Below are 13,259 nucleotides of genomic sequence, written 5' to 3' on the forward strand. Positions count from 1 at the left end.
ATTCGGATGCACCGGGCGATATCGATTTCGGTGCCGGCAAGACCGGCTTCGTGATCGCGAGCGAAGCGGGCAGCTACGCCCTGCGCGTCTGGGACGCGAACTCCGAAGAGATCCAGAAGTTCGGCTCGATCGACGCGTTCCCCTACAACCCCGACTGGGTCGTCACGGCGAAGTTCACCGAGATCCCCGGCGGCAAGACCGTCGGCTTCGAGCACCTCAAAGACGACGGCAACACCCGCGACGAGGTCGTGCCGGGCGAGATCACCTTCACGAAGGACGGCGTCGACTACGACCTGGCCGCGTTCAAGTCGGGTCGCGCGCTGCAGCTCGTCTTCGCCGACGCCACGAGTGGTGACAGCACCTACAGCGTCGGCCGCTTCCTCTTCGTCGCCCCGCGCCCCGACGGATCGATCACCCTCGACTTCAACCTCGCCGTGCTGCCGCCCTGCGCGTTCAGCTACAACTTCAACTGCCCGATGCCGCCGAAGCAGAACCGCTTCGCCGTGCCGATCGAGGCGGGCGAGAAGAACGTGCTGCAGAAGGACGGCTCGCTGCTGCACGCCGAGTAACCCTCGGCCGTCGTGGTCGGCGGAGTAGCATAAGGCCACTCGATTAATGATGATCGGAGGCGCCGTTGACCGCTCCCTGGAGCACCGAGCCCTTCGACCGTTCCACCCGCGAGCACCTCGCCCAGGCCCACGACGCGGTGGTCGGCGCCCGCACCGCCGTCTCGGACGTGCGACGCATCGTGCACGATTCCTGGCTGCGCTCGCTCGACCTCGCGATCGATCCCGACCACCCCGTGGTGCGGCTCGACCTCGATGTCGACGAGCTGCGCGACTATCGCGACGCCCACCCGCTCTCCCTCGCGCTGCCCACCATCCGGCGGCTGCTCGTGCGCCACACGCTCGACGCCGGCCTCATCGTGGCGGTGGGCGACCAGGCCGGCCGCCTGCTCTGGATCGACGGCGACCGCGCGTTGCGGCGCCGGGCCGAGGGCATGCTCTTCGTCGAGGGCGCCGACTGGTCGGAGCGAGCGGTCGGCACCAGCGCGCCGGGAACCGCGCTCGCGCTCGATCACGGCGTGCAGATCCAGGGCGCCGAGCACTTCGCCCGGCTCGTGCACCCGTGGAGTTGCAGCGCCGTGCCCGTGCATGACCCCGAGTCGGGCGCCGTGATCGGCGTGATCGACATCACCGGAGGCGAGAATGCGATCGCAACGGCGACCCTGCCCCTGTTGGAAGCCGCGGTCGCCGCCGTCGAGGCGCAACTCCGCCTCGACCGCCTCGACTCCGGCGCCCGCACTCCGAGACGCGCGCGTCCCGCCGAGTCGCCGGCGCTTCCGGTGCTGAAGGTGCTCGGTTCGGATGTCGGCCGCCTCGAGGCGGCCGGCCGCGTCGTCGACCTCACGACCCGGCACGCCGAGATCCTCGCCCTGCTCGCCTGGCACCCCGAAGGCCTGTCCGCCGAACACCTCGCCACCCTCGTGTACGGCCGTGACGACGCGGTGGTCACCCTGCGCTCCGAGATGGTGCGCCTGCGCCGCGTGCTCGAGACCGTCGACCCCGGCCTCGTGCCCGTCTCGCGCCCCTACCGGCTGCAGCGCCGCCTCGACCTCGACGCCACGCGGTGCCTGGCCTTTCTCGACCGGGGTGCCCACCGCGTCGCCCTCGGGGCGTACGCCGGGCCGGTCCTTCCCGGTTCCCGCGCCCCGGGCATCCGGAGCATTCGAACCGAGGTGAGCGCCCGCCTGCGGGAGGCACTGCTGACGGATGCGGCCGCCGACACGCTGCTCGCCTACGCCCGCACCGACGAGGCGGCGTTCGATGCGGAGGTCTGGCGCGCGTGCCTGCGGCTGCTGCCGCCGCGCTCGCCCCGACGCGCCTCCGTGGTGGCCCGGCTCGAGCAGATCGAGCGCGAACTCGCGCAACCTTTTGCAACCTGAGCGGTCATAGCCTGAGGGCGGTGCCGCACCCCGGCGCCGACCCGACAACGACGTCACGAGGAGAACTGCAATGACCGTTTACGCAGCCCCGGGAACCCCGGATGCGAAAGTCACCTTCAAGCCGAGATACGACCACTGGATCGGCGGTGAGTGGGTGAAGCCGGTGAAGGGCCAGTACTTCGAAGACATCTCCCCGGTCACCGGCAAGCCGTTCGCCGAGGTCGCGCGCGGCACGGCGGAAGACATCGACGCAGCGCTCGACGCGGCGCACAAGGCGGCCCCTGCGTGGGGTAAGACCAGCACGGCCGAGCGCGCCGCCGTGCTGAACCGCGTCGCCGACGTGATCGACGCGAACCTCGAACTGCTCGCCGTCGCCGAGACCTGGGACAACGGCAAACCGGTGCGCGAACCGCTCAACGCCGACCTGCCGCTCGCGTCCGACCACTTCCGCTACTTCGCCGCGGCGATCCGCGCGCAGGACGGCGACCACGCCCAGCTCGACCACGACACCGTGGCGTACCAGTTTCACGAGCCGCTCGGCGTGGTGGGGCAGATCATCCCGTGGAACTTCCCCATCCTCATGGCTGTCTGGAAGCTCGCCCCGGCCCTCGCGGCGGGCAACGCGGTCGTGCTGAAGCCCGCCGAGCAGACCCCCGTGTCGATCCTCGTGCTGATCGAGCTCATCGGCGACATCCTGCCGCCCGGGGTCGTGAACATCGTCAACGGCTTCGGTGTCGAAGCCGGCAAGCCGCTCGCGTCGAGCCCGCGCATCCGCAAGATCGCGTTCACGGGCGAGACAAGCACCGGCCGCCTCATCATGCAGTACGCGAGCGCCAACCTCATCCCGGTCACCCTCGAGCTCGGCGGCAAGAGCCCGAATATCTTCTTCGAAGACATCGCCGATGCGGATGACGCGTTCTACGACAAGGCGCAGGAGGGGTTCACCCTATTCGCGTTCAACCAGGGCGAGGTGTGCACGGCACCCAGCCGCGCGCTCATCCACAAGCCGATCTACGACTCGTTCCTCGGCACCGTCGTCGAGCGCACCCGTAAGGCCGTGCAGGGCAACCCGCTCGACACCGACACCCAGGTCGGCGCCCAGGCGTCGAACGACCAGCTCGAGAAAATCCTCAGCTACATCGACATCGGCAAGCAGGAGGGCGCGACGATCGCGCTCGGCGGCGAGCGCGCCGACCTCGGCGGCGACCTCGCGGAGGGCTACTACGTGCAGCCGACGATCTTCGAGGGCGACAACTCGATGCGGCTGTTCCAGGAGGAGATCTTCGGCCCGGTGGTCGCGGTGACGAGCTTCGCCGACTACGACGACGCCATCGCGATCGCCAACGACACGCTCTACGGGCTGGGTGCGGGCGTCTGGTCGCGCAACGGCAACGTCGCCTACCGTGCGGGACGCGACATCCACGCCGGTCGCGTCTGGGTCAACAACTATCACGCCTACCCCGCCGGAGCGGCGTTCGGCGGCTACAAGAGCTCGGGCATCGGACGCGAGAACAACAAGCTCGCGCTCGACCACTACCAGCAGACCAAGAACATGCTCGTCTCCTACTCGGAGAACGCGCTGGGCTTCTTCTAACCACCCACCGCGTGGCCGGTCCGTTCGCGCGGACCGGCCCGTCCGCCGAAGGAGCACCGTCATGATCGAAGCCAGCATCGCCATCCCGGGCGAGACCCGGCCGCGCGTCGCCCTCACCGCCGAGGCCGCCGACCTGCTGCGCACACTGTGGGACGCCAACGGCCCGTTGATGTTCCATCAGAGCGGCGGATGCTGCGACGGCAGTTCGCCGATGTGCTACCCCGACGGCGACTTCATCACGGGTGACAGCGACATCCTGCTCGGCGTTCTCGACATCTCCGCCGGGAGAGAGCCGCAGCCGGTGGACTTCTGGATGTCGCGGGAGCAGTTCGCCTACTGGAGCCACACCTTCCTCACCGTCGACGTGGTCAAGGGCAGGGGGAGCGGCTTCTCGCTGGAGGCTCCCGAGGGTCTGCGGTTCCTCATCCGATCCCGGCTGATGGAGACCGCGACGCCATTCGAGTGACGGGTCGTGCGGCCGGCCGATACGTATTCGTTACCGCGCTGTTATTGCGCCCGACGGGGGCGGGCCGCACAATCTTCGTATGAGCAAATATCAACTGGCCGTCGTCGGCGCCCTCGCTTCCGTTGCGCTCCTCGCGGGTTGTGCCTCGAGTCCTTCCGCGGGATCGTCGACGCCGGAACCGTCGGTCGAGTCGTCGACGCCCGTGGCCGAAGAGCCCGCCGTGACCGCCCTGTCCGTCGGCGGAACCGCGCTCTCCACCCTCGACGACGCGGGAAACGTGGTGGGCACCCTCGAATACACGTCCGACGGTGCCGCCGCGATCGAATTCCTCTCCGAGGCCTTTGGTAGCGAACCGGTCGTCTCGCCCCGCCCGGGCGACGGGTCGTGTGTCTCCGACGCTACGCGCGCGGTCTGGGGTGACGACGCCTTCATACTCGTATACGACTTCCCCGAACGCTCCGGCATACCCGAGGGCCAGTCGCTGGCCTTGGATGCGAAGGCGCCGACGGTGGGCGCCGTAGCGGTGCAGACTCCCGAGGGTGTCGCGGTGGGCGACCCGGTGAACGAACTCGTCGTCGCGCTTCCGAACGTGGGCACGCACGAAAATCCGTACAGCCCGGGCTTCTTCTATGTCGACTACGCGGTCGCCTCGGGAGAGTACGAGGACTTCTCCGACCCCGACCACGGCATGACCGACAACGACTACTGGGGGGCGCAGGCAATCGCCGAGAACGACGTGATCACCGAACTGACGGCGCCGGTCCACTTCCAGAGCGCCTGCTGACGTCGGCCGATGCCGGAGCGCCCTTGGTATTCCGGCATCAGTGGCACGCGGCAGACTGGGACAGTGTTCGCAGTACTCACCCGCACCGCCCGTGGCATCACGGCCCTGCGCCTCGACGACGACGGCTCGCCGCTGAGTGACGCTGAGTCCGTGACCGAGGCAGACCTGCCCGCGTGGGTCGGCCGCCTCGAACGTGAGCGGCCGCGCTGGGTGTGGGACGACACCACCCGCTGGTATCCGGCGCTGCTGGCCGCGGGCGTGCGGGTCGAACGCTGCATCGACCTGCGGCTGTCGCACCAGATCCTGCGCACCTCCACCCTCACCGCTACGTCGGCCCTCGCCAATGCAGCCCTCGGGCCCTGGGACCACGCGACCCCGCTCGCCGAGAAGCCCCGCGCGGAGGGCGCGCTGTTCGACTTCGACGCCGATCCCGCCGTGGACGTGCCGCTCGACCCGCTCGCCGAGTTCGCCCTGCAGCGGCAGGCGGTCGCGGCATCCACCGAACCGGGGCGCATCGGGTTGCTGCTCGCCGCCGAGAACGCGGGCGCTCTGATCGCCTGCGAGATGAAGGCGGCCGGGCTGCCGGTGCGCGCCGACGTGCACGAGCGCCTGCTCGCCGATCTGCTCGGCGAACGGCCGCGCGGATTCGAACGGCCAGCGCGCCTCGAAGAACTCCTCGGTCGGATGCGGACCATCCTCGGCACGGCCGACGTCAACCCCGATTCGCCCGCCGAACTGCTCAAGACGCTCAGGCGCAGCGGGCTCACCGTGGCCTCCACGCGATCGTGGGAGCTCAAGGAGATCAACCACCCGGTCATCGGACCACTGCTCGAGTACAAGAAGCTCTCCCGGCTGCAGACCGCCAACGGCTGGAACTGGCTCGACACCTGGGTCGCCGACGGCCGCTTCCGGCCCGACTACGTGCCGGGCGGCACCGCGACGGGCCGGTGGGGCGCGAGCGGCGGGGGAGCGCTGCAGCTGCCCAAGCAGGTGCGGGGCGCCGTCGTTGCCGACCCCGGCTGGAAACTCGTCGTCGCCGACGCGGCGCAGTTGGAGCCGCGCGTGCTCTCCGCCCTGAGCGCCGACCGCTCGATGGCCGAGGCGGGTCGCGGCGACCTGTACGAGGGCATCGTCGCGAGCGGTGCCGTCAAGACGCGCGCCGAGGCGAAGGTAGCCATGCTCGGTGCGATGTACGGCGCGACCGCCGGCGACGGAGGGCGGCTGATGCCCGCGCTCACCCGCGCGTTCCCCAAAGCCATCGCCATGGTCGAAGACGCGGCGCGAACGGGCGAGCGCGGCGGAATAGTGACGACGCGATTGGGACGCAGCTCGCCCCCGCCCGGCGAGGACTGGCGTGAACTCCAGGAGGGGGCATCCGTTCAGGGCGCGTCCGACGCGCTGCAGCGAGCGGCCCGCTCGCAATCCCGCAGCTGGGGCCGTTTCACCCGCAACTTCATCGTGCAGGGCACCGCCGCCGAGTGGGCCCTGTGCTGGATGGCCGGGCTGCGCGGGCGGCTCTGGCAGCTGTCGGGCGGGCAGCTGGCCGACCGGCCGCACCTCGTCTTCTTCCTGCACGACGAGGTGATCGTGCACACCCCGGCGGAGCTGGCAGACAGTGTCGTCGACGAACTGCGCGCCGCGGCATCCGAAGCGGGTCGCCTGATCTTCGGAGCGCTTCCCGTGACCTTTCCGATCACCACGGCCGTCGTCGACAACTACGGCCAAGCCAAGTAGCGCGCGGGCGAATAGTTACACGCTTGTTGTTTGGCAGGTTGGTGCGTCATAATGCACGAGTACCTCCACAATTTCACACGCGCGGTCACGCGCATCCGTAAGTCAGGTCGATGGGGAAGTCGCACCTAACAGAACGGAGAAGATCGTGACTGCACCACACGCTCGCGGAGTGCTATTCGTGCATTCCGCTCCTCGTGCTCTCTGCCCTCACATCGAGTGGGCAGCAGGGCGCGCGCTGGAACGCGCCGTCAACTTCTCCTGGGCCGATCAGCCCGTCCTGCGGGGCGCGCAGCGCACGGAGTTCTACTGGGAGGGCCCGGTGGGAACCGGCGCCAAGATCGCCTCCGCCCTCCGCGGCTGGGAGCACTTGCGTTTCGAGGTGACCGAGGATGCCTCGGCCGGCGGCGACGGCGGACGCTGGATGCACACCCCCGACCTCGGCATCTTCTTCGCCCAGACCGACACGGTCGGCAACGTCGTCATCCCCGAAGACCGTCTGCGCTACGCGATGGAGATCGCCGGATCGAACGCGCTCGAGCTGCACCGCGAACTGCGGCTCGCCCTCGGCCAGGCCTGGGACGACGAGCTCGAGGCCTTCCGGCACGCGAGCTCCGACAGTCAGGTCGTCTGGCTGCACAAGGTCGGTTAACAAAAACCGCCGGTCGAGTTGGTCGCCCGGCGACCGTATCGAGACCTCCCGAGCACGCACGGGGTTTCGATACGGGCCGCAGACGGCCCTACTCAACCAGCGGTTTCTACTTCTCGTAGCTGCGGAACGCCACGACCGAGTTGTGGCCGCCGAAACCGAACGAGTTGCTGATCGCGAGCAGCGGGCCGGCGGGCAGTTCGCGCGGGCTCGTGACGACGTCGAGCAGGATGGCGGGATCCTGCTCGGTCAGGTTGATCGTCGGGGGAGCGAGGCGGTTGTGCAGCGCGAGGATCGTGAAGATCGCCTCGAGCGCACCGGTGCCGCCGAGCAGGTGGCCGGTGGCCGCCTTGGTGGCCGAGACGGGGATGTCGTGCACCCGCTCACCGAACACCGCGAGCAACGCCTTGTACTCGGCGATGTCGCCGACCGGGGTCGACGTGGCGTGCGCGTTGATGTGCATGACGTCGTCGACGCTGGCTCCGGCCTGCTCGAGGGCCGCGTAGACGGCACGGGCCGCTCCGGCGCCCTCGGGGTCGGGAGCGGTGATGTGGTACGAGTCGCTCGTCACGCCGCCGCCGGCGAGTTCGGCGTAGATGCGGGCGCCGCGGGCGAGCGCGTGCTCCTCGGTCTCGAGGATGATGCTGCCGGCACCCTCGCCGAGCACGAAGCCGTCACGGTTGGTGTCGTAGGGGCGAGACGCCGTGGCCGGGTCGTCGTTGCGCTTCGAGAGCGCCTGCATCGCGGCGAACGCGGCGATGGGCAGCGGGTGCACGACGGCCTCGGTGCCGCCGGCGATCACGACGTCGGCGTACCCCTTCTGCAGGTGGTCGTAGGCGTTCGCGATGGCCTCGGTGCTCGAGGCGCAGGCCGACACGTCGGTGCGGGCGTAGGCGCGGGCGGCGAGGTTCATGCTGATCGCGGCGGAGGCGGCGTTCGGCATGAGCATCGGGATGGTCATCGGGAGAACCCGGCGCGGGCCCTTCTCTTTCAGCGTGTCCCACGCGTCGAGGAGCGTCCACAGTCCGCCGATACCGGTGGAGTAGTCCACTCCCACGCGTGTGGGGTCGACGTCCGCGTCATCCAACCCAGCGTCTTTCCACGCCTCACGCGCGGAAATCAGCGCGAACTGGCTGGAGGGGTCGAGGCGCTTGACCTCTTGGCGCTCGAGGGCTTCTTCGGGGCGTACCTTGGCCTGGCCGGCGAACGTGACGGGCAGCTCGTGCTTGGCGACCCACTCGTGCTCGATCGTGCTCACGCCGGATTCTCCGGCGAGCAGGGCGGCCCAGGTCTCGGGCGCGGTTCCGCCGAGGGGGGAGGTGGCACCGATTCCGGTGACGACGATTTTCTTGGTCACAACGACATCCTTATGTAGTTCAACGAGCTCATTCGGGGCGTGGCCGGACGCTGTACGTCCGGCCAGCCGCGGATGGGAGGCGCTTAGCCCTGTGCTGCGGTGATGAAGCTGACGGCGTCTCCGACGGTCTTGAGGTTCTTGACCTCTTCGTCGGGGATCTTGACGTCGAACTTCTCTTCGGCGTTGACGACGATCGTCATCATCGAAATCGAGTCGATGTCCAGGTCGTCGGTAAACGACTTGTCCAGTTCGACCGAGTCGGTAGCGATACCGGTTTCGTCGTTGACGAGCTCGGCGAGGCCGGCGAGAACTTCTTCGGTGGACAATGCCATGGTTTTTCTCCTAAAGGGTGTGTCGTTTGACCGAGAGTCAGTTTAGAGCAGGGTTTCGTGGCTGAAGGCGCGCCGCACTAGGGGAGCACGATGACTTGTGCACCGAAAACGAGACCGGCGCCGAACCCGATCTGCAGGGCGAGGCCGCCGGAAAGCTCCGGATGCTCCGCCAACAGACGGTGGGTGGCGAGCGGAATCGAGGCGGCCGAGGTGTTTCCCGTGGTGGCGATGTCGCGGCCGATGACGACGTGCTCGGGCAGGCCGAGCTGCTTCGCGAACTCGTCGATGATGCGCATGTTGGCCTGGTGCGGGATGAAGGCGGCGAGGTCTGCGGAGGTGATGCCCGCGGCCTCGAGCGCCTGCTTGGCGACCTTGGCCATGTCCCAGACGGCCCAGCGGAAGACCGTCTGGCCCTCCTGGCGCAGGGTCGGCCACTCGGTCTCGCCGTCGCGGAACTGGGTGAGCGTCGCGTTCATGCCCACGGCGTCGGCCTTCGAGCCGTCGGAGCCCCAGACGGGAGCCGCGATTCCGGGGGTGTCGCTCGGGCCGATGACCACGGCGCCCGCGCCGTCGCCCAGCAGGAACGAGATCGAACGGTCGGTCGGGTCGACGACGTCGGAGAGCTTCTCGGCGCCCACGACGAGGGCGTAGTGCCCGGCGCCCGAGCGGATGAGGGCGTCGGCCTGCGTCACCGCATAGCTGAAGCCCGCGCACGCGGCGTTGGTGTCGTAGGCGGCGGCGGGGTTGGCGCCCACCCGGTCGGCGACGACCGCGGCCATCGACGGCGTCTGGCGCACGTTGCTGATCGTCGCGACGATCACGAGGTCGATGAGCTCGGGGGCCACACCCGACTTCTCGATGGCCTCGAGGGCCGCCGTGGTGGCCAGGTCGGTGGCGCTGAGGTCGTGCGAAGCCCGGGTGCGCGTGACGATGCCGGTGCGCTGTTGGATCCACTCGTCGCTCGAGTCGATCGGGCCGATGAGTTCCTCGTTCGGCACGATCAGGTCGCCGCGTGCGGCGCCGTAGCTGTAGATGCGCGTGAACTGCGCGCCGGTGGACTGCTTCAGGGTGGGGATGCTCATGCTGCGTTACCGTCAATCAGGTCGAATGCTGCTGCGAGGTCGTCGGGGGTCTTGACCGCGACGCTCGGCACGCCCTTGAGCCCGCGCTTGGCGAGGCCCGTGAGCGCGCCGGCCGGCGCGAGTTCGATGATGCCGGTGACTCCGGCCCCGGCGAACGCGGCCATGGTCTTGTCCCAGCGCACCGGCGACGACACCTGGCCGACGAGGAGGCTCAGGAACTCGGGCCCGGATGCCACGGTCTGACCGCTCTGGTTCGACCAGATCGGCAGCGTGGGGTCGCTCGGGGAGAGGGTGGCCGCGAACTCGGCGAGATGCGCCACGGCGGGCTGCATGTAGCGGGTGTGGAAGGCGCCGGCGACCTGCAGGGCGATGACGCGGCTGCCGGCGACCGGGTTGTTCTTGAGGGCGTCGAGGGCGTCAAGGGCTCCCGCGACCACGATCTGTCCGCCGCCGTTGAAGTTGGCGGGTTCGAGGCCGAGCTGGTCGAGCCGAGCGAGCAGCTCGGCTTCGTCGCCTCCCAGCACGGCAGACATGCCGGTCGGGGTCTGCGAAGCCGCGGCGGCCATGGCCGTACCGCGCTCGCGAACGAAAGCGATGGCATCCGTCTCGCTCAGGATTCCGGCGGCGGCGGCGGCCGTCACCTCGCCGACCGAGTGCCCGGCGACGCCGGCGACCCGGTCGCGGCGACCGTCGGCGAACAGGGCGCTCAGCGTGAGCAGTCCGGCGGCGACGATGAGCGGCTGGGCGACCGCGGTGTCGCGGATCGTGTCGGCGTCACTCGTGGTGCCGTGCGCGGCGAGGTCGATGCCCGCCGCGTCGGAGAGGCCGGCGAGCTGGTCGCGGAACCGCGGCTCGGCCAGCCAAGGATCGAGGAAACCGGGAGTTTGGGAGCCCTGTCCGGGCGCAACAACAACAATCACGCGCTCTAGTCTGCCAGCAGGCCGCCCTCGCCCGCTGTACCGACCCTCCTGACATTCGGGCCGACCCTTGGCGAGTGTCCACAATCCGCGCGCCCATTCGGAAATTCAGGAGCCGGGAAAACAGGATGGCGCGGCCCGCGTCGCGCGAATCGTCCTGTTGAGCGGGCGGCGGGGTGGTTTCGTCCTGTCGAACGGCGCTAGCGGACGGGCTGCGCGTCCAGCCAGCGCGTCACCGGGCCGAGCACCGCGTCGGGCGTGCGGCGCGCCCAGCGGAAGTGGTCGAACGGCGCGCCGTCGTTCTCCGTGCGGGCGACATGGGGCGTCGTGAGCGTGGCCGCCGATATGCGGGCGCCGAGGTGGTCGCTCGACACGCGCGGCACGATCGGGTCGCCGTCGAGCGAGACCATGAGCACGGGGAGGTTGAGGGCGCGCAGCTCCGCCTCGTGGTCGGCGCCGCTGCCCGCCAGCACGAAGCGGCCGTGGCGCCCCTCGAAGCCCCAGTCGGCCATCATGGTGCGCGGCTGTCGTCCGCCGAAGCCCAGCCGGTGCCCGGGAAACCAGCCGAGCGTGCGGGAGATGGTGCGCACGGTGGCGATCTGCGCGCGGCGCTTCAGACGCGGCGCGACGGCGGCGAACGCCCCGTGGTGGCTCGACCCGCTGGCGAGGGTGGCCACCGCGCGCACGTCGTGCGGGTGCGCGGCCGCGTAGAGCAGCGCGAGCTGGCCGCCGAGGCTGTGGCCGGCGAGCACGAACGGGGTGTCCAGCCCCGCCGCCGCCACAGCCGCCGGGATGTCGAGCGCGAGAGCGTGGTGGTAGCCGAAGTCGTGGGCGCGCACGTCGGCGGTGGAACTCTGCGGCATGCCGCGCAGCTCGAGCCCGTACGCCCGGTAGCCGAGCTCGGCCCAGCGTGCGAGCAACGGCCGGTAGTAGTGCAGCGGAACGCCGAGCGCCGGCAGGAAGAGCACCTGCGGTCCGGTGTGCCCGAACGCCTCGACTACGGTCTCCGCGTCATCCGCGCTCGTCACCCTGATGATCTCGTACCCGGTCTCGTTCACCCGGCGATCCTGCCACCCGCCGCCCCGCACCTGCCAAATGAAGGAGATTTCACCAAACGGGACGGCCGATCCCACCCAACGTGTGGCTCGACCCCACAATCTCCTTCATTTGGCAGGTAAGGCGCCGGAGAGGATGGGGCGGATGACTCGGCTCAGCGCTTGCGGGCGGCGTCGGGCTCGGCGATCGACCCGATGATGAGGGCGGACTGCAGGATGAGCGCCTCGCGCGCACCCGTGGCGTCCCAGCCGATCACCTCGCTGATGCGCTTCAGGCGGTAGCGCACCGTGTTCGGGTGCACGAACAGTTCGCGCGCCGTCGCCTCGAGCGACCGGCCGTTGTCGAGGTAGCACCACAGCGTCGAGAGCAGCTCGGTGGAGTGCTGCTGCAGCGGGCGGTAGATGCGGTTGATGAGGGTGGAGCGGGCGAGCGGGTCGCCCGCGAACGCGCGCTCGGGCAGCAGGTCGTCGGCGAGCGTCGGGCGGGGGGCGTTGCGCCAGGCCCGGGCCACGGCGAAACCGGCGAGGGCCGCCTTGGCGCTCTTCGACGCGTCGACGAGGGTCGAGACCTCGTGGCCGAGCACCAGGTGGCCGGGGCCGAACCCCGGCTCGAGCTGCGATGCGATCTCGATGAAGGGCATGCGGGTCGCGGCATCCGTCTCGTCCGCGATCGGGGTGGAGCGTCCGATCACGAGCACGAGCCGGTTGCCCTGCACGCCGATGAGCACGTCGGCGTCGAGGTGGCGCGCGGTGCGGCGCAGCTGGTCGACGTCGAGGATGCGCGGCGTGGTGCCGACGAGAACGCACACCTCGCCGTGGCCGTTCCAGCCGAGAGCGGCGATGCGGCTCGGCAGCTCGTTGTCGTACTCGCCGCTGAGGATCGAGTCGACGACGAGCGCCTCGAGGCGGGCGTCCCACAGGCCGCGCGCCTCGGCGGCGCGGGCGTACACGTCGGCCGACGCGAATGCGATCTCGCGCGAGTAGAGCAGGATCGCCTCGCGCAGCACGTCGTCGCCGAGGCCGATGCGCGCCTCGACGACCTCCACGGTGATGCGGATGAGCTGCAGCGTCTGCTGCAGCGACACCGACCGCAGCAGTTCGCGCGGGGCCGCACCGAAGACGTCCGCGGCGATCCACGGTGTCGACTTCGGGTCTTCGAACCAGCTAATGAAGGAGGTGATGCCCGCCTGGGCCACCAGGCCGACGGCCGACCGCCGCCCCGGTGGCATATCGCCATACCAGGGCAGCGTGTCGTCCAGTCGCTTCAGCGTCGCCGTGGACAGCTCACCGGAGATGGTGCGCAGCCAGGCGAGCGTCTGCTCCTTCGTCTTGGGGGTGACGGCCACC

13 protein-coding genes are annotated in these 13,259 nt (G+C 69.7%); 7 read left to right on the plus strand and 6 right to left on the minus strand.

Annotated elements, in window-relative coordinates; all coding sequences use genetic code 11:
- The 7 genes from ACLQ6X_RS09900 to ACLQ6X_RS09930 form a co-directional block, all read left to right on the plus strand.
- The coding region (locus ACLQ6X_RS09900; RefSeq protein ID WP_411700000.1) for a DUF1684 domain-containing protein at nt 1–569 on the plus strand (569 nt) is incomplete at its 5' end.
- A gap of 65 nt (nt 570–634) precedes the next feature.
- Nucleotides 635–1,945, plus strand: a complete 1,311-nt coding sequence (locus ACLQ6X_RS09905; RefSeq protein ID WP_411700001.1) for a transcriptional regulator — start codon at nt 635–637, stop codon at nt 1,943–1,945.
- A 70-nt stretch (nt 1,946–2,015) separates the two neighbouring features.
- Entirely contained in the window at nt 2,016–3,539 is a 1,524-nt protein-coding gene (locus tag ACLQ6X_RS09910) for an aldehyde dehydrogenase family protein (RefSeq protein ID WP_411700002.1), read from the plus strand.
- Nucleotides 3,540–3,600: 61 nt separating this feature from the next.
- A complete protein-coding gene (locus ACLQ6X_RS09915) occupies nt 3,601–4,005 on the plus strand; it encodes a DUF779 domain-containing protein (protein WP_411700003.1) in 405 nt (134 codons plus the stop codon).
- 79 nt (nt 4,006–4,084) lie between these two features.
- Nucleotides 4,085–4,789, plus strand: a complete 705-nt coding sequence (locus ACLQ6X_RS09920) for a hypothetical protein (protein ID WP_411700004.1) — start codon at nt 4,085–4,087, stop codon at nt 4,787–4,789.
- 63 nt (nt 4,790–4,852) lie between these two features.
- Nucleotides 4,853–6,523 carry a bifunctional 3'-5' exonuclease/DNA polymerase gene (locus tag ACLQ6X_RS09925; protein ID WP_411700005.1) on the plus strand — a complete coding sequence of 557 codons (1,671 nt, stop codon included), beginning with the start codon at nt 4,853–4,855 and terminating at the stop codon, nt 6,521–6,523.
- A 145-nt stretch (nt 6,524–6,668) separates the two neighbouring features.
- Entirely contained in the window at nt 6,669–7,172 is a 504-nt protein-coding gene (locus ACLQ6X_RS09930; protein WP_411700006.1) for a DUF3145 domain-containing protein, read from the plus strand.
- 106 nt (nt 7,173–7,278) lie between these two features.
- Here the strand turns inward: ACLQ6X_RS09930 and fabF are convergent, their stop codons facing one another.
- The 6 genes from fabF to ACLQ6X_RS09960 all read right to left on the minus strand — a co-directional run bounded on the left by fabF (nt 7,279) and on the right by ACLQ6X_RS09960 (nt 13,258).
- The gene (gene fabF, locus ACLQ6X_RS09935) at nt 7,279–8,526 is read right to left on the minus strand and encodes a beta-ketoacyl-ACP synthase II (protein ID WP_411700007.1); all 1,248 of its coding nucleotides are present in this window, start codon (nt 8,524–8,526) and stop codon (nt 7,279–7,281) included.
- A gap of 83 nt (nt 8,527–8,609) precedes the next feature.
- Nucleotides 8,610–8,858: an acyl carrier protein gene (locus ACLQ6X_RS09940; RefSeq protein WP_184235880.1), complete on the minus strand. Its 249-nt coding sequence runs from the start codon at nt 8,856–8,858 to the stop codon at nt 8,610–8,612.
- A gap of 77 nt (nt 8,859–8,935) precedes the next feature.
- Nucleotides 8,936–9,940, minus strand: a complete 1,005-nt coding sequence (locus ACLQ6X_RS09945; RefSeq protein ID WP_411700008.1) for a beta-ketoacyl-ACP synthase III — start codon at nt 9,938–9,940, stop codon at nt 8,936–8,938.
- A complete protein-coding gene (locus ACLQ6X_RS09950; protein WP_411700009.1) occupies nt 9,937–10,860 on the minus strand; it encodes an ACP S-malonyltransferase in 924 nt (307 codons plus the stop codon). Before ACLQ6X_RS09950 ends, ACLQ6X_RS09945 begins: the two co-directional genes overlap by 4 nt.
- Nucleotides 10,861–11,057: 197 nt before the next feature.
- A complete protein-coding gene (locus ACLQ6X_RS09955) occupies nt 11,058–11,915 on the minus strand; it encodes an alpha/beta fold hydrolase (RefSeq protein WP_411700010.1) in 858 nt (285 codons plus the stop codon).
- Nucleotides 11,916–12,067: 152 nt separating this feature from the next.
- Nucleotides 12,068–13,258 carry a PucR family transcriptional regulator gene (locus ACLQ6X_RS09960; RefSeq protein ID WP_229733053.1) on the minus strand — a complete coding sequence of 397 codons (1,191 nt, stop codon included), beginning with the start codon at nt 13,256–13,258 and terminating at the stop codon, nt 12,068–12,070.
- Between the last annotated feature and the right edge of the window lies 1 nt (nt 13,259).

It is taken from the genome of Conyzicola sp. (assembly GCF_046714715.1).
Taxonomy (GTDB): domain Bacteria; phylum Actinomycetota; class Actinomycetes; order Actinomycetales; family Microbacteriaceae; genus Conyzicola.